The organism is Sphingomonas sp. Marseille-Q8236 (genome assembly GCF_965112005.1).
Genome location: NZ_CBCOPO010000001.1, coordinates 980,053 through 996,547, shown reverse-complemented (window position 1 = coordinate 996,547; position 16,495 = coordinate 980,053). Strand labels below are relative to the sequence as shown.

The 16,495-nt window shown below is 66.8% G+C and carries 15 protein-coding genes, 1 tRNA gene and 1 pseudogene; 9 read left to right on the top strand and 8 right to left on the bottom strand.

The genetic code is table 11. The features are described from left to right. Positions 1-16: 16 nt before the first annotated feature. Both ACWPWT_RS04700 and ACWPWT_RS04695 read left to right on the top strand, forming a co-directional pair. Entirely contained in the window at positions 17-202 is a 186-nt protein-coding gene (locus ACWPWT_RS04700) for a DUF1328 domain-containing protein (RefSeq protein WP_261268462.1), read from the top strand. 7 nt (positions 203-209) lie between these two features. Further along, positions 210-1,802 (top strand): cisplatin damage response ATP-dependent DNA ligase, encoded by a 1,593-nt coding sequence (locus ACWPWT_RS04695; protein WP_454278757.1) that lies wholly within the window; start codon positions 210-212, stop codon positions 1,800-1,802. A 38-nt stretch (positions 1,803-1,840) separates the two neighbouring features. On the opposite strand, the gene murA is transcribed toward ACWPWT_RS04695, so the two are convergent. Beyond that, positions 1,841-3,121: a UDP-N-acetylglucosamine 1-carboxyvinyltransferase gene (murA, locus tag ACWPWT_RS04690; protein ID WP_261268460.1), complete on the bottom strand. Its 1,281-nt coding sequence runs from the start codon at positions 3,119-3,121 to the stop codon at positions 1,841-1,843. 175 nt (positions 3,122-3,296) lie between these two features. Then, positions 3,297-4,048: pseudogene (locus tag ACWPWT_RS04685) on the bottom strand (IS5 family transposase). Between the two features lie 165 nt (positions 4,049-4,213). On the opposite strand from ACWPWT_RS04685, the gene ACWPWT_RS04680 reads away from it, so the two are divergent. Continuing rightward, positions 4,214-4,894 carry a Crp/Fnr family transcriptional regulator gene (locus tag ACWPWT_RS04680; protein WP_261268459.1) on the top strand — a complete coding sequence of 227 codons (681 nt, stop codon included), beginning with the start codon at positions 4,214-4,216 and terminating at the stop codon, positions 4,892-4,894. Positions 4,895-4,964: 70 nt separating this feature from the next. On the opposite strand, the gene clpS is transcribed toward ACWPWT_RS04680, so the two are convergent. The 5 genes from clpS to ACWPWT_RS04655 all read right to left on the bottom strand — a co-directional run bounded on the left by clpS (position 4,965) and on the right by ACWPWT_RS04655 (position 11,128). Beyond that, positions 4,965-5,321: an ATP-dependent Clp protease adapter ClpS gene (gene clpS / locus ACWPWT_RS04675; protein WP_261268654.1), complete on the bottom strand. Its 357-nt coding sequence runs from the start codon at positions 5,319-5,321 to the stop codon at positions 4,965-4,967. A 133-nt stretch (positions 5,322-5,454) separates the two neighbouring features. After that, on the bottom strand, positions 5,455-8,751 hold the full coding sequence (locus ACWPWT_RS04670; RefSeq protein ID WP_454278756.1) for an error-prone DNA polymerase: 3,297 nt from the start codon (positions 8,749-8,751) through the stop codon (positions 5,455-5,457). Between the two features lie 160 nt (positions 8,752-8,911). Beyond that, complete coding sequence (locus ACWPWT_RS04665) at positions 8,912-10,477, bottom strand: Y-family DNA polymerase (protein ID WP_454278755.1); 1,566 nt, start codon at positions 10,475-10,477, stop codon at positions 8,912-8,914. After that, a complete protein-coding gene (locus ACWPWT_RS04660; protein ID WP_454278754.1) occupies positions 10,368-10,820 on the bottom strand; it encodes a hypothetical protein in 453 nt (150 codons plus the stop codon). Before ACWPWT_RS04660 ends, ACWPWT_RS04665 begins: the two co-directional genes overlap by 110 nt. Further along, positions 10,817-11,128: a hypothetical protein gene (locus ACWPWT_RS04655; RefSeq protein ID WP_454278753.1), complete on the bottom strand. Its 312-nt coding sequence runs from the start codon at positions 11,126-11,128 to the stop codon at positions 10,817-10,819. Before ACWPWT_RS04655 ends, ACWPWT_RS04660 begins: the two co-directional genes overlap by 4 nt. 131 nt (positions 11,129-11,259) lie before the next feature. On the opposite strand from ACWPWT_RS04655, the gene ACWPWT_RS04650 reads away from it, so the two are divergent. Both ACWPWT_RS04650 and ACWPWT_RS04645 read left to right on the top strand, forming a co-directional pair. Continuing rightward, positions 11,260-11,334 (top strand) — tRNA-Gly (locus tag ACWPWT_RS04650). 286 nt (positions 11,335-11,620) lie between these two features. After that, positions 11,621-12,103 carry an N-acetyltransferase family protein gene (locus ACWPWT_RS04645; protein ID WP_454278752.1) on the top strand — a complete coding sequence of 161 codons (483 nt, stop codon included), beginning with the start codon at positions 11,621-11,623 and terminating at the stop codon, positions 12,101-12,103. 3 nt (positions 12,104-12,106) lie between these two features. Here the strand turns inward: ACWPWT_RS04645 and ACWPWT_RS04640 are convergent, their stop codons facing one another. After that, complete coding sequence (locus tag ACWPWT_RS04640; RefSeq protein WP_454278751.1) at positions 12,107-12,856, bottom strand: SDR family NAD(P)-dependent oxidoreductase; 750 nt, start codon at positions 12,854-12,856, stop codon at positions 12,107-12,109. A gap of 155 nt (positions 12,857-13,011) precedes the next feature. Here ACWPWT_RS04640 and ACWPWT_RS04635 point away from each other — a divergent pair, with 155 nt between their 5' ends. From ACWPWT_RS04635 to ACWPWT_RS04620, 4 genes are all read left to right on the top strand, one after another. Beyond that, on the top strand, positions 13,012-13,659 hold the full coding sequence (locus ACWPWT_RS04635) for a DsbA family oxidoreductase (protein ID WP_454278750.1): 648 nt from the start codon (positions 13,012-13,014) through the stop codon (positions 13,657-13,659). A gap of 20 nt (positions 13,660-13,679) precedes the next feature. Next, entirely contained in the window at positions 13,680-14,144 is a 465-nt protein-coding gene (gene msrB, locus ACWPWT_RS04630) for a peptide-methionine (R)-S-oxide reductase MsrB (protein WP_454278749.1), read from the top strand. Positions 14,145-14,367: 223 nt separating this feature from the next. Next, positions 14,368-15,774 carry a carbohydrate porin gene (locus ACWPWT_RS04625; protein ID WP_454278748.1) on the top strand — a complete coding sequence of 469 codons (1,407 nt, stop codon included), beginning with the start codon at positions 14,368-14,370 and terminating at the stop codon, positions 15,772-15,774. Positions 15,775-15,837: 63 nt separating this feature from the next. Continuing rightward, positions 15,838-16,470: a LolA family protein gene (locus ACWPWT_RS04620; protein ID WP_454278747.1), complete on the top strand. Its 633-nt coding sequence runs from the start codon at positions 15,838-15,840 to the stop codon at positions 16,468-16,470. Positions 16,471-16,495: the final 25 nt, after the last annotated feature.

The following is a 16,495-nucleotide window of genomic DNA, read 5'->3' as shown; positions in this document are numbered from 1 at the left end:
GTCGGAAGGATGCCCCATGCTCAAGCTCGCCATCACGTTTCTCGTCGTCGGATTGATTCTCGGCGCGCTCGGTTTCGGGGGTGTCGGCGGGGCGTTTGTCGGGATCGCCAAGATCCTGTTCTTCATCGCGATCGCATTGTTCGTGATCTTTCTGGTGCTCGGGCTGGTCGCGGGCAAGTCGGTGAAGAACGCGATCGACTGATCCGCCGGTGCGCGACTTTGCCGCGTTGCTCGACGCGCTGATCTATACGCGATCGCGCAACGCCAAGCTGAAACTGGTCGCGGATTACCTCGCCGCCACGCCCGATCCCGACCGGGGCTGGGCTATGGCGGCGTTGACGGGCGATCTCGACCTGCCGGGCGTCAAGCCCGCGCTCATCCGCGCGTTGATCGAGCAGCGGGTCGATCCCGTACTATTCCGCATGAGCCGCGATTATGTCGGCGACACGGCAGAGACGGCCGCCCTGCTCTGGCCCACACCCGACCGGCCGCTTGATCCCGAGCCACTATCGGTCAGCGCGGTGGTCGAGCGGTTGCGCCACCTGTCGCGGTCGGACGCGCCCGCCGTGCTCGCCGACATGCTCGACCGATCGAGCGCGGAGGAGCGCTTCGCACTGCTTAAGATGGCGACCGGCGGCCTGCGGATCGGCCTGTCCGCGCGGCTGGCCAAGACCGCTTTCGCCCAGCATTTCGGCCTGGATGTCGAGGCGGTGGAAGAGGTCTGGCACGGCCTGTCCCCGCCTTATGCCGAACTGTTCGCCTGGGGTGAGGGCAAGGGGGCACAGCCGACCCCCGCCGATGTGCCGGTCTTCCGTCCCTTCATGCTCGCCCATCCGCTGGAGGATTTGCGGGTCGACCTGACCGACTATGCCGCCGAGTGGAAATGGGACGGCATTCGCGTCCAGATCGTCCATGTCGCGGGGCAGACCCGACTCTATAGCCGCACCGGCGACGACGTGACCCACGCCTTTCCCGATGTGGCGAACGCCTTCGACGCGATCGGCGCGGTCGATGGCGAACTGCTCGTCAAGGGCGAGCATCAGGGGGGTACGCTGGAGGATGGCGGGGGTGCCGCCAGCTTCAATGCCCTCCAGCAACGGCTCGGGCGCAAGACGGTGTCGGCGAAGATGCTGACGGATTATCCCGCCTTCGTCCGGCTCTACGATATTCTCGTCGACGGGACCGAGGATGTCCGCGCCCTCCCCTGGACCGAGCGGCGGAAGCGGCTGGAGGCGTTCGCCGCGAAACTCGACCCCGACCGTTTCGACGTCAGCGCGGTGATCGAGGCGGAGGATTTCACCGCGCTGGAGGCCTTGCGCGCCACCGCCCGCGACGCCGCGATCGAGGGGGTGATGCTCAAGCGCCGCGATTCGCCCTATAGCGGCGGGCGGCGCGTGGGCCTGTGGTACAAGTGGAAGCGCGATCCGCTGACCGCCGATTGCGTGATGATGTATGCGCAGCGCGGCAATGGCCGGCGGTCGAGCTATTATAGCGACTATACCTTCGGCTGCTGGACCGAGGATGGCGAGTTGCTGCCCGTCGGCAAGGCCTATTCGGGGATCACCGATGAGGAATTGCGCGCATTGGACCGCTTCGTTCGCGCGCATACGGTCCATCGCTTCGGGCCGGTTCGCGAGGTAGACAAAACGCTGGTGCTGGAGATCGCGTTCGATTCGATCCACGAATCGAAACGGCACAAGTCCGGCGTCGCGATGCGCTTCCCCCGCATCGCCCGTATCCGCACCGACAAGCCCGCCGCCGAGGCCGACCGGGTGGAAACGCTGAAGCGGCTGGTGACGTAGGGAACTCTATTCCTCCCCTGCAAGGGGAGGAAACGGGTTTAGTCCCCGACGCGCTCAATGTCGGCACCCACCGCCGACAGCTTTTCCTCCAGCCGCTCATAGCCGCGGTCGAGGTGATAGACGCGGCTCACCGATGTCTCGCCCTCGGCTGCCAGACCCGCCAGGATCAGGCTCATCGAGGCGCGCAGATCGGTCGCCATCACGGGCGCGCCCGTCAGCCTGGCGACGCCCTTGACCATTGCGGTGCGGCCATGGACCTGGATGTCCGCACCCATCCGCGCCAGCTCGGGCACGTGCATGTAGCGGTTCTCGAAGATCGTCTCGGTCAGCGTGCTGGTGCCGTCGGCCTTGCACAGCATCGCCATGAACTGCGCCTGCATGTCGGTCGCGAAGCCCGGGAACGGCGCGGTCGACAGGGTCAGCGGCTGGAGCGGGCCATCGGCCTTCACGCGGATCGAGTCGCGGCCTTCCTCGACGGTGACGCCAGCCTCGGTCAGTGCGGCGAGCGTCGCGCGCATATCCTCGGCACAGGCCCCGACCAGTTCCAGGTCGCCACCGGTGATCGCGGCGGCACAGGCATAGGAGCCTGCCTCGATCCGGTCGGGCATCACCGAATAGGTCGCACCGTGCAGACGCTCGACGCCCTCGATGGTCAGCGTCTCGGTCCCGACGCCATCGATCCGCGCACCCATCGCGATCAACAAGCGGCAGAGATCGACGATCTCGGGCTCGCGCGCAGCATTGCCCAGCACGGACGTCCCGCGCGCGGTGACGGCGGCCATCAGGGCATTCTCGGTCGCGCCGACCGACACCACCGGGAAGGTATAGCGCCCACCCGACAGGCGCCCGCCGGGCGCGCTCGCCTTGACGTAGCCAGCGGTCAGCTCGATCTCGGCGCCCAGCGCTTCCAGCGCCTTCAAGTGCAGGTCGATCGGGCGGTTGCCGATCGCGCAGCCACCAGGCAGCGACACCCGCGCCTCACCCGCCCGCGCCAGGATCGGGCCCAGCACCAGGATCGACGCGCGCATCTTGCGCACGATGTCATAGGGCGCCTCGGTCGAGAAAAGCTGACCCGCCCGGATCGTCATGACCCGGCCGAAATCCTCGGGCCGCGTCCCCTCGACCCGCGTCGACGCACCGATCTGGTTGAGCAGATGACCGAACCCGTCGACATCGGCCAGACGCGGCAGGTTGCGCAGCGTGACCGGCTCATCGGTCAGGATCGCGCAGGGCATCAGGGTGAGCGCGGCGTTCTTCGCGCCCGAGATCTTCAGGCGGCCCGACAGCCGGTTGCCGCCGCGAATGAGGATACGGTCCATAGGCCCGTCCTCCTAGCGGACCCGTGCGCCACCGCCAAGGGTCCCGCACTCGATCGCGTTCAAATCCTCCGGCGACTCGTCCGGCGCGGCATCCCTCGACGGTTAAACCAGAAAAGGGCCGGTTGATCGATATTAATGCGGGCTCGCACCCTCCGTGGCTAGGGCTGAGACTCAATCAGAGCCAGAATGCGATTGCGGTTGCGATGGCGACGCCTGAGAGGAAGTTGACGGCGAGTTTGTCGTAGCGGGTGGCGACACGGCGGAAGTCTTTGAGACGGCAAAAGGCGTTCTCGATGAGGTGCCTGCCACGGTATCGGTCCTTGTCGTATCGGATGGCTCGCTTCCGGTTACGTCGCCCCGGAATGACGGGAACGGCTCCAGCGTCGCGGAGCGAGCGGCGCAGCCGGTCGGCGTCATAGCCCTTGTCAGCAAGGAGGTAGCGTATGCGATCGGCTCGTTCGAGGAGCGCAGGTGCCGCTTTCACGTCGCTGACGTTGCCGGCCGTCAGCATCAATGCATAGGGGCGGCCGATAAAGTCGGTGAGCGCATGGATCTTGGTCGTCCATCCGCCGCGCGAGCGACCGATCGCCTGAATCTGGCGCCCCCTTTTCCGCCGAATGCCGCGCGTTGCGCCTTGATGTAGGTGCTGTCGATCGCTGTACTCTTCGTGACCACGCCGGCATCCACCAGCGCGTCGAGCAGCTTGAGCCAGAAGCCACGGCGCGACCAGCGGTTGAACCGATTGTAGATCGTCGTCGACGGCCCGTAATCGGCCGGGCAATCGCACCAGCGGCAGCCGACCTTCAGCACATGCACGATGCCCGAAATCACCCGCCGGTCGTCTACCCGCCGCGCGCCGGGCTGGTTCCTGGGTAGATGCGGCTCGATTGCTACCCATGCTTCATCCGACAACCAGAACAGCGCCATGCCTCACTCCTCCTGATCTACGAACCAGTGAATCAGGAAAACCATCACCCCTCAAGAGGCTGATTGGGTTTGGACCCTAAGGCACGTGTCCGCTCGGGGGATGAGGTGTCAGTGTCAAATTTCGGCCTTGCTGACAGACTGGGAAGATGGGTTGAATTAACCCCGTTGGAGCGTGAAGCCCTGTCCCAGCTGGAGGAACGGCCGCGCCAGGTCCGACGCGGATCGGTGCTGATGGACGAACAGTCGCGCAGCGAGGAATTGTTCGTCCTGCTGCAGGGCATGCTGATGTGCTATGTCCTGCTCGACGACGGCAGCCGCCAGATCGTGCGCTTCCTGTTTCCCGGCGACCTCTTTGCCATGTCGACCCTGGTCTATGGCCGATCGCCCGACACGGTGGTGGCGGCGTCGAACGCGGTGGTCTGTGGCTTCGACCGATCGCACGTCACCCGGCTGGCGACCGACCATCCCCGCCTGTTCAGCCTGATCCTCGTCCTCAACCAGATCGAACGGGTCGTCACCACCGATCGCCTCGCCGGACTGGGCCGGACCTCGGCCCGTGCGCGGGTGGCGACGCTGCTGCTGTCGCTGCGCGGTCAGATGCGTCAGGCGGGGATGGCGGTCGGCACCTCCTTCACGCTCGGACTGACCCAGGAAGAGATGGGCGACGCGATCGGGCTGACTGCGGTGCATGTGAACCGCATGCTGCGCCAGTTGGAGGATGAAGGGCTGATCAAGCGCGAGGGCGGCCGGGTGTCGGTGCTGGACGAGGCGCAACTGGCGCAAGAAGCCGCCTATATCGACCGCTTCGCCAATCTGGACCTGAGCTGGCTGCCCCCGGCACGCTGACGCATTCGTCGCATCGGGCGGGCGGCGGCAGGAACGCCTTCCCGTCAGCAAAGGATCGAGGGAAAGCCCCTTACGCCTTTTCGAGCGTGCATTGCAGCGGATGCTGGTTCGCGCGGGCGAAGTCGATCACCTGCGCCACCTTGGTCTCCGCCACCTCATAGGAAAACACACCGCAGACGCCCACGCCGCGCTGATGGACGTGCAGCATCACGCGGGTCGCATCGTCCATGCTCATGCGGAAGAAGCGCTGGAGGCACAGCACCACGAATTCCATCGGCGTGTAGTCGTCGTTGAGCATCAGCACGCGGTACGGCGTCGGCTGCTTGGTGCGCGTCCGGGTCCGCGTCGCGACGCCCAGGCCGTTGCCGTCGTCATCCCCATGGTCGGGGCCCTGGCCGGGTCCGCGTCCCGGCCCATTGCCGGTCATTCCCAAAGGATGGGTGAGAAGGTCGCTGTTCAGGGCCATGATGATGTAAAATATGGCATGGTGGGGGGTGCGCACAAGTCCCCCAGGATAAGGCCATCGCAGAAATCGCCTTCTCCGGCCCCTTATGGCCCGCTCAATGGAAATCGCGCGAGCGGGGGAGCAGCCGAACGTCGCGCGGATGGATGCCGCGCTGGGCGGGGGCACCGCGCGGATCGGGCGAGCGCGTGGGGATGGCAGGTATATCCTCCAGCCGCGCCAGCATCGCGCTGCGATCCTCGACCCCGGCGGTCATCACATGGATCACCCCCTCCTCGCTCCGCTGGACGACGCCGTGGATCAGCATCAGCCGCGCCGCCATCACCGCCCGCCGGTTCACCTCGAAATCGCGCGCCCAGAGCAGCGCGTTAACGATCCCCGTCTCGTCCTCGATCGTGACGAAGATCGCATTGCCCTTACCCGGCCGCTGGCGCACCAACACCACCCCCGCCACCTTCACCCGGCGTCCGTCGCGCAGATGCGGCAGGTCGGCGGCGCACAGGATGCCTTCGGCCGCCAGTTCGCTGCGCAGGAACGCCATCGGATGGCCTTTCAGCGACAGGCGGGTGGCGCGGTAATCCGCCGTCACCTGTTCGGACGGCGTCATGGGGGGCAGCGTCACCTCGGGCTCGGCGGCCATTTCGGGGGCCTGCATCACGGCGAACAGCGGCAGTTGCGCCGATTTCATCCGCCGCGCCTCCCACTGCCCTTCCCGCCGCCCCCGCCCCAACGAGCGATAGGCATCCGCCTGCGCCAGCAGGTCGAGCGCCCGGCGGGGAAGCTGTGCGCGGATCGCGACCGACTCGATCGTCTCATAGGGGGCATGGTCGGCGATACCGTCGCCCCAGCTTTGGCGAAACCCATCCACCTGTCGAAAGCCCAGCCGCAGCGCGAAGGCGCCATCCTCGCGCCGCTCCAGTCGATTGTCCCACCCGCTGTGATTCACATCGACCGGCCGCACCTCGACCCCGCCATTCTCGCGCGCATCGCGAACCAGCTGGGCGGGGGCATAGAATCCCATGGGCTGGGCGTTGAGCAGCGCGCAGGTGAACATCGCGGGCTGATGGCATTTCAGCCAGGCCGAGACATAGACCAGCCGCGCGAAGGACAGCGCATGGCTTTCGGGAAAGCCATAGGAACCGAAGCCCTCGATCTGCTTGAAGCAGCGCTCAGCGAACTCCGCCTCATAGCCGCGTGCGACCATGCCGCCGATCATCTTGTCACGGAAATTCTGGATGGTCCCGACATTGCGGAAGGTGGCCATGGCGCGGCGAAGCTGGTTGGCCTCGTCGGGGGTGAATCCCGCCGCCGTGATGGCAAGCTTCATCGCCTGTTCCTGGAACAGCGGCACGCCATAGGTCTTGCCGAGCAGCGTTCGCAATTCGTCCGCCGGACCTTTGGTCGGGGAAGGATAGCTGACCGGCTCCTTGCCCGCCCGGCGGCGCAGATAGGGATGGACCATGTCCCCCTCGATCGGCCCCGGCCGGACGATCGCGACCTGTACGACCAGGTCGTAGAATTCCTTCGGCTTCAACCGGGGCAGCATATTGATCTGGGCCCGGCTTTCCACCTGGAACACGCCGATGCTGTCGCCCTTCTGCAGCATCTTGTAGACGCGATCATCCTCGTCCTGCGCCAGCGTGTCGAGCCCCGGGCGCGGCAGCCCGTTCGCCTCCATCAGGTCGAACGCCTTGCGGATGCAGGTCAGCATCCCCAGCGCCAGAATGTCGACCTTCATGATCTTCAACTCGTCGATATCGTCCTTGTCCCATTCGATGAATGTCCGCCCCTCCATCGCGCCGTTATGGATCGGCACCGTCTCGTCGAGCCGCCCCTGCGTCAGCACGAAGCCGCCGACATGCTGCGACAAGTGGCGCGGCGCCCCCAGCAGCCGGTCGACCAGCGTGCGCAGCCGCGCGATTTCGGGATTGTCGGGCGAGAAGCCGGTTTCGTGGAAGCGCTTTTCCTCGAACTGCTTGGAGAAGCTGCCCCAGACGGTGCTGGTCAGCCTTTGCGTCACATCCTCGCTCAGGCCCAGCGCACGGCCGACCTCGCGCACCGTGCTGCGCGGGCGATAATGGATGACCGTCGCGGCGATGGCGGCGCGGTGGCGGCCATAACGGTTATAGATATACTGGATCACCTCCTCGCGCCGTTCATGCTCGAAATCGATGTCGATATCGGGCGGCTCGTTCCGCTCGGCGGAGACGAATCGCGAGAAGAGGAGGTCGTGCCTGGTCGGATCGACCGACGTGACCCCCAATATCCAGCACACCGCCGAATTGGCCGCCGAGCCGCGCCCCTGGCAGAGGATCGGCGGTTTCAGGCCGCGCGCATGACTCACCACGTCGTGTACGGTCAGGAAGTAATGCGCATATTGGCACTCGCCGATCAGAGCCAGTTCCGCGGCCAGCGTGGCTTGCAGCGTGGCGGGCACACCGTCTGGAAAGCGCTCCGCCGCCCCCCGCCGCACGAGTTCCTCCAGCCAGTCCTGCGCCTCCCATCCTTCGGGCACCGGCTCGTCGGGATAGTGATAGGACAGATGCTTCAGCCGAAACTCTATCCGGTCGAGCATCGCCATGCTCTGTGCGACCGCGTCCGGGCGATCGGCGAAGAGCCGCGCCATTTCGGCGGCGGGCTTCAGATGCCGCTCGGCATTGGCGGCCAGCCGTCGCCCGGCGCTGCGGATGGTCAAGCCTTCGCGGATACAGGTCAGTATATCCTGTACCGGACGGTCGCCAGGTTCGGCGAACAGCGCGTCGGTGGTGGCGAGCAAGGGCACGCCCCGCGTCTCGGCCAGCGCCGCCTGCGCCATTAGCCGCCGCCGGTCCGCGCCCCCTCTCGGCATCGTCACGCCCAGCCACACCCGCCCCGGCGCCGCCGCGACCAGCCGGTCAAGCGTCGCCTCCAACCCCGGATCAGCGCGCTTCGGCGGCAACATCGCATCCGCCATCGGCTCGCAGGGGCGCGCGCTGGAGTCCGGCAGCGCGATCAGCAGCAGATCCTCCGCATGACGCGTCAGGTCGCCCAGCCCCAGGATGCAGCCCCCCTTTCGCGCCCGTTTGTTGCCCAATGTCAGCATCCGGGTCAGCCGTCCCCAGCCGGTACGATTGACCGGATAGGCGACGATGTCCGGCGTCCCGTCGCTAAAGACCAGCCGCGCGCCGACGACCAATTCAAAGGCGCCGATGTCCTTGCCATGCGTCTCACGGATTTCGCGCAAAGCCCGATGCGCGCGCACCACCCCCGCCACCGTGTTGCGGTCGGCGATACCGATTCCGTCCAGCCCCAGCACGATAGCCTGCTGGACCATCGCCTCCGCCGAACTCGCGCCGTCGAGAAAGGAATAATGCGTCGCCGCGACCAGTTCGGCGAAGCGGGGTTGGGCAGACACTTAACCCTTTCCTCCGCTGTAAGGAGAGGGGGACCATGCGCAGCATGGTGGAGGGGTGTCGCCGCCAACGAGGCTGGGGAACCTCACCACCGGGGGCACCCCTCCGTCAGCGCGATGCGCTGCCACCTCCCCTTGCAGGGGAGGAATGGGAACGACTCCCTCATGCGAACAGGCCGTGGACATACCAGCGCGGCCGTTCGGTTTCGGAATAAAGGCCGTGGCGGAAGATCCAGAAGCGCCGCCCGCGCACATCCTCGACCCGGTAATAATCGCGCGTCGGCGGCGCCATGTCGGCGCGGCGCCACCACTCGCCCGCGATCCGCTCGGGCCCTTCGGCGCGCGCCACGTCATGCAGCTTGCGCCGCCAGCGAAAGCGCGCCGGGGGCCCGTCGGGCGTCTCGGCGGCAAGCGATTCGATCGGCTGGGGCGGGTCGAACATATGGATCGGGCGCATCGGGGGCTCGCCCGCCTCGGGCCGGGTCCATTCCGCGCGGGGCGGCGCCTCGGTCGCGGGAAGCAGCAATTCGGCCTGTTCGGGCATATGGCTGTCGCGCGGATGGATACGCCGCACCCGTTCACGCCCCAGCCGCGTCCCCAATTGGTCGATCAGCGCCGCGACGGCCGCCTCGGCCTGATGCGCACGCCCCTCGCCCCCCTCCAGCCGAAGCTGCACCGCATCCATCTTCTCGGCCAACCCGACATCCAGCCGGATCAGGTCATAGCCGAAACCGGGGTCGAGCGGATCGGCCAGCGCCTCGATCCGCTCGCGAAACAGGCGGAGCAGCATGGCCGGATCGCGGGTCGGCTGCCCGGTCTCGACGCGCAGATCCTGAACCTCGCCATCCGCGCGGAACAGCCGCGCATCCCAGCGCCGCCCGCCCTCATGCCGTTCCTCCAGCGCCCGCGCCGCTTCCCCCGCCAGTTCCTCCAGCACGCCCAGCATATGCTCGGTCCGGGCCACCGGCTCGGCAAAGCGGCGCTCGACCGCGATCGGCGCGGCCACGACACGCGGGGTCAGCGGGCTCTCCTCCTCGCCGGTCAGCCGCCGCAGCGCGGTCGCCGCCTCCCGCCCGAAGCGCGCGGCGATCGTCGCCATCGGCCGCGCCAGTACGTCGCCGACCAGCTTCAGCCCCGCCGCGATCAGCGCGGCGGTCGCCTCCTCATCCAGGTCCAGCGCGGCGACGGACAGGCGGCGGATCGCCCCCATCTCGTCCGGGGCGGGCGCCCCGGCATGCCGTGCCAGCGCGCGTGCCGCCTCGGGCGTGTCGCCATAGGCCAGCCGAACCGTAATTCCCCGCCGCGCCATCCGCGTCTCGATATCCTCGGCCAGCCCCCGCTCCCCGCCGAACAGATGATCCACGCCGGCGCTGTCGATCACCAGCCCGTGCGGCGGATCGAGCGCCACCGCCGGGCTATAGCGTCGCGCACCCTCGGCCAGTCGCTCCAGCCAGTCCGCATCGGCGGCGGGATCGTGTGGGAACACTTCGATCTCCGGCACCCGCGCCCGCGCGTCGGCCAGGGTCAGCCCGACCGACAACCCCGCCGCGACCGCGCCCCTGTCGAGCGCGGCCAGCCGAATCGCACCGCCCACCGATTCGGCGAAGACGATCGGGGCCTCATCGCGCCCGACGAACAGATGCGGGCGACGGGCCCGCAACCGCTCGATCGGCAACCAGGGGAAGACGAGCGCCAGATAGCGGCGCGGGGTCGAAGCTTTGCGTGTCACGGTTCCACTCCACGCGCCACCGGGCGCCTGCGGGCCCTCCCCTTCGGCGCAGCAATTCCAGATCATAGGCGGGCGCGCCCGGCGCATCGGCCGCCAGAGCGCGCGACGGGGCGGGCGCGACGCCCCAACGGGTGGCGGCCGCGCTGGGCACCGGCTGTCCGCCGACGCGCAGCAGGATCATCAACACGCCCGAAGCCTCGGCGGCCAGCATCAACCGGCGCGACGCGGTCAGCTCATAGCTCCGCATCGTGCCCCAGCCCTCCACGATCACCGTGCCCAGGCCCGGACAGCGCGCGCCATCCGCCGCCGCGCGCAGCAACGCCGCATCGTCGGCCACGATCACCACGACCAGATCGGCGGGTCGAGCCCCATTGCGATCAGCCCAGGCCCATGGAGTCGCCCCCCTTCCCGCTCGGCAGATTCGGTGCGCAGCCATAGCAGGGGCCGCGCCGCCGCCGTCAGCACGCATCCCATGGCAAAGCCCGCGCCGCTGGCCCCTTCGTTTTCGGAAAACACATGAATTTCATGAAGTTGTGCCCGCGCCAGACGGGGCAGCCCATCCTCCGCCGCCGCCACTGAACCGGGCGCCACCTCGCCCGCCAAAGCGGCGGCGCGGCGCAATCGGTCGATCAGGGCGAAGGGCTCCTCCATATATGTTCTTGTAATGTTCTATTGAAAAAGCCGCCAGCCGGAAAAATTTTGAAAAAAGGGCTTGCCGGTTCGAAAACCCCCATCTAATAGCCCGCCTCACCCCAGCCGGTCAGCCGGTTCGGAACGCCAGAGCGGGCGTAGCTCAGGGGTAGAGCACAACCTTGCCAAGGTTGGGGTCGAGGGTTCGAATCCCTTCGCCCGCTCCAGCGACTTGTTCCACAAGTCGCCTTCGTCGCAGTCAGCGGCGCTTTTTCCAGCTTCTACGGGTTATGGCGACACCGATCGCCGATGATCGCCTGTGTCGCTCGAAAACTCCTCTTCGCCTTTGTCGGGACTCAGGAATTTCGAGTTTATGGCCATCGGGTACGAGGAGTAAGTCGATGCCCCCGACCTCGGCTTTCCACCCTAGCGAGACAACATCCGACGCCACGGCGGAATCAAGCCGCTGTCAGGTGAATCGCCAATCGCGCAGCGGACGCGTATCGCCGTTTCATGCCAATTCGCCCCGCCACACCTGACGACGCCCCCGCCATCGCCGCGATCATCCTGCCGGTGATCCGCGCGGGCGAGACCTATGCGCTGGATCCGACCATGACGGAGGAGGATGCCCTGGCCTATTGGTACGCACCGGACAAAAGGACCTTTGTGTTCGCGCAGGAGGGCGCGATCCTCGGCACCTATTTTCTGCGGCCCAATCAGGCGGGCGGCGGGGATCATGTCGCCAACGCCGGATATATGACCAGCCCCGCCGCGCGCGGCCGTGGCGTTGCCAGGGCGATGGCGCTGCATTCGCTCGACGCGGCGCGGGCGCGCGGCTTCACCGCGATGCAATTCAACTTCGTCGTCAGCGCCAATGCCCCCGCCGTGCATCTGTGGACCTCGCTGGGCTTCGCGACGGTCGGCCGGGTGCCGGGGGCGTTTCGGCACCCGGCATTGGGGCCGGTCGATGCGCTGGTGATGCACCGACCGCTCTAGAGATCACGCCTCGCGCGCGACCTGGAATCCGGCAAAGGACTGGCTGACCGGCATCAGCTCCAGCCGGTTGATGTTGAGATGCGGCGGCAGTTCGGCCACCCAGAGCAGCGTCGCGGCGATATCCTCCCCCGTCATCGGGTTGGACCCCGCATAAAGCGCATCCGACGCCGCCTGATCGCCGCCGGTGCGGATGGTGGTGAACTCGGTTTCGACCATGCCCGGCTCGATCGAGGTCACCCGCACCCCCTTGCCATGCAGGTCGGCGCGCAGGTTGAGCGAGAATTGCTTCACGAACGCCTTGGTCCCGCCATAGACGTTGCCGCCGGTATAGGGGTAATTGGCCGCGACCGAAGACAGGTTGATGATCCCTCCCCGCCGCTCGATCAGGCGGGGGAGCAGCCGGTGGGTGATGGTGATCAGCCCGTCGATATTGGTCGCGATCATCGTCCGCCACTGGGCCAGGTCGCTGTCCTGGGCGGGCTTGGTGCCGAGCGCGAGACCGGCATTGTTGATCAGCAGGTCGATCTCCGCGAAATCCTGCGGCAGGCTGGCCAGCCCTGCATCGAGCGCGGCCTCGTCGGTGATGTCGAAGGCGAGCGGGTGAAACGCCTCGCCCAGTTCGTCGGCCAGCGCCTGCAACCGGTCGGCGCGGCGCCCCGTCCCGATCACTCGCCATCCGGCCGCGACGAAGGCGCGCGCGGTCGCGGCTCCGATTCCGGCGGTGGCACCGGTGACAAGTGCGGTTCGGGTCATGGGCTTACTCCTTGGTCGCAGGCGCATCGGGCGCGAAGAGGGGTGTCCGGCCAAAAGGCGAAACGCAGCTTTGCGCTCCCGCCCCTTTGCCCAGGCGTTCGGCTTTCCCACATAAGGTCCCACGCCGTTCGCGGCCACGTCAATCAGGACCCCCGATGCCCCGCCCGATCCGAATCGATTTCGTCTCCGACATTTCCTGCCCCTGGTGCATCATCGGTTTGCGTGGGCTGGAGATCGCCTTGGAGCGGATGGGCGATACGGTCGCGGCGGAGATTCACTTCCAGCCTTTCGAGCTGAACCCCGCCATGGCGCCCGAAGGCGAGAATATCGTCGAGCATATCGGCCGCAAATATGGCGCGACGCCCGAACAGTCCGCCGCCAACCGCGCGACGATCCGCGAACGCGCGGCGGCGGTCGGCTTCACCATGGCGATGGGCGATACGTCGCGAATCTATAACAGCTTCGATGCGCATCGCCTGCTCCACTGGGCGGCGATCGAAGGGCGACAGGCCGCATTGAAGCACGCGCTGTTCGACAGCTATTTCACGCGGGGCGAGGATATTTCAGACCACGACGTGCTGCTCGCCGCTGCGGTGCGTGCCGATTTGTCGGAGGATGACGCCCGCGCCATCCTGACGTCCGACCGCTATTCGGCCGAGGTGCGCGAGGCCGAGCGGCTGTGGCAGGGTCGCGGCATCCAATCGGTGCCCGCCATCGTTATCGACAATCGTTACCTGATCTCGGGTGGGCAACCGCCCGAAGCTTTCGAACAGGCACTGCGCCAGATCGCCGCCGAAGCCTGAACCCATCAAAGGAGTCCCCCATGGCCGACACCCGTTACGCCAAGACCGAGGAAGCGCTCGCGAAGCTGACCCCGGAGCAATATTATGTGACCCAGCAGAGCGGCACCGAACGCCCCGGCACCGGCGAATATCTGCACACCCGCGAACCAGGCCTCTATGTCGACATCGTCTCGGGCGAGCCGCTGTTCGCCTCCGCCGACAAGTTCGATTCGCATTGCGGCTGGCCCAGCTTCACCCGGCCGATCGAGCCCGCCCATGTCAACGAGCTGCGCGACACCACGCACGGGATGATCCGCACCGAGGTCCGCTCGGCGCATGGCGACAGCCATCTGGGCCATGTCTTCCCCGACGGCCCGCGCGATCGCGGCGGCCTGCGCTACTGCATCAACTCGGCGTCGCTGCGCTTCGTGCCGCTCGGCGAGATGGAGGCGCAGGGATATGGCGACTATGTCGATCAGGTCCGTAGCGCAACGAACGAGGAATGACGTCTTCCTCCCCTATAAGGGGAGGGGAACCAGCGCAGCTGGTGGAGGGGTGTCCCCGCTGGTAAGGATAGGAAACCTCGCCACCGGTGACACCCCTCCGTCAGGCCTTTGGCCTGCCACCTCTCCTTGCAGGGGAGGAAGAGGCAGGTGACGCATACGGCACCTTTTACCCTTCGAATCGTTTGCCTGCCGCAACGATAAGCTCGTGGGGGGACAAGGGGTTATGAACAGGGCGATAATCTGGGCATCGATTCTCGCCGCTGCGCCTATCGCGGCGACGGCTCAGCAGACCACCGACCCCGTGCCCGTCGCCTCCCGCGCCACGCCCGAAGCCGCCACCGGTGATACGCTGCGGCCCCCCACCCGCCGCCGTCCCGTCCGCCCCTCGGACATCGCGCCCTCCGCGCTCACCGCCGACCCGCGCCGCACGCCGCCGCCGGGGATCATCGGCGACTGGCACGAGATCCGCACCAGGCTGAATCAGCGCGGTATCACCGTGACCGCCCGCTATGCATCGGAAAGCGCCGCCAATGTGACCGGCGGCCGCAAGACGCTGTTTCGCGAAACCGGGCAGTTCGATGCGGGCGCGCTGTTCGATCTAGAAAAGGTGATGGGACTGAAGGGCGGGGCGTTCCAGGCCACCCTCACCTATCGACGCGGCCGCAACCTGAGCGACGACGCCAATCTGGGCACGCTGCAACAGGTGCAGGAGGTCTATGGTCGCGGCCAGACGCTGCGCCTGACCCAATTCTGGTACGAGCAGCGGATCGGCGAGCGGTTCGAGCTGAAGCTGGGCCGCACCAATCCGGGCGAGGATTTCGCCATCTTCTCCTGCCACTTCATGAATCTCAGCTTCTGCGGCGCGCAGCCGGGCAATTTGGTCGGCGACTATTGGCAGAACTGGCCGGTCAGCCAGTGGGGCGCGCGGCTGCGTTATGAGCCGCGCGACGATCTGTACGTCCAGGGCGCGGTCTATGAGATCAATCCGCGCAACCTGGATACCGACTTCTTCATCGGCCATTTCAAGGGGGCGACCGGGGTGCTGGTTCCTGCCGAGATCGGCTGGATCAACAATGCCAGCGCTGGGCGGATCGGGTCGTACAAGCTGGGCGGCTGGGTCGCGACGGCGGATGCGGCGGACGTCTTCCTGGACATCAACCGTCGTCCGATCGCGATCACCGGGCTAGCCCCGCTGGAGCGGAGCAGCCGCTACGGCGTCTATATGAATATCCAGCAGCAGCTGACCGGCGCGACCAAGGACGGCAAGGCCGAAAACGGCCTCAGCGTCTTCCTCAACGCGACCCAGGCCGACCGTGCGACCAGCGTCACCGACAATCAGGTCGCGGCAGGCCTGTTCTACAAGGGGCTGGTCCCCGCCGTGCCGGGCGACGTGCTGGGCTTCGGCGTGGCGCGGACGCATGTGAACGGGCGGGTGGCGCAGGGCCAGCGACTCGATCCCACCCGGCCCGCGGTGCAGGGATCGGAATATGCCGCCGAGGTCTATTACAGCATCCATCCCGCCGAATGGCTGGAGATGCGGCCCAACGTCCAGTTCGTCCACCATCCCGGCGGCTATTCGCAGACCGACGACGTCACCATATTGGGGCTGAAAGCCGCCTTCACCCTGTGACCCCCGCGATTCACGACCCGTTCAATAGGCCGCACGCATGACGGTCGGCCAAAGGAGTTTGATATGATCCGTTCGATTGTGGCGTCCGCCCTGTTGGCGCCGACCGCCATGGCGATGATCGCCGCCCCCCTCCCCGCCCTTGCGCAAGCCAGCGGCGATCTGGCGGCGGTGCAGCGTCACCTGCAATCGGTGCAGACGATGACCGCCGACTTCACCCAGACCGATCGCGCCGGCAAAGTGCTGACCGGCACGCTGACCATGAAGAAGCCGGGCCGGATCCGGTTTCAATATGAAAAGGGCGTGCCCCTGCTGATCGTGGCGGATGGCGGCGCGTTGACCTTCATCGACTATTCGGTGCGCCAGGTGCAGCGCTGGCCGATCAAGAACTCGCCGCTCGGCGTGCTGCTCGACCCCAGCCGCGACATCGGCCGCTATGCCAAGGTGGTGCCCAGCGCCGATTCGCGACTGCTCTCGGTCGAGGCGAACGACCCCAAGCATCCCGAATATGGCAAGATCACTCTGGTCTTCGCGCGCGATGCCTCGGCGCCTAGCGGGCTGATGATGCAGGGTTGGGTCGCGCTCGACAGCCAGAACAACCGAACCACCATCCGCCTGTCCAACCAGCGATTCGGCGTACCGGTGGACGATAAGGCGTTCCGATTCAACGACCCGCGGAGAGGCGCGGCGCGAAACTGAACGCTCGCGGACCGTTTCATTCATC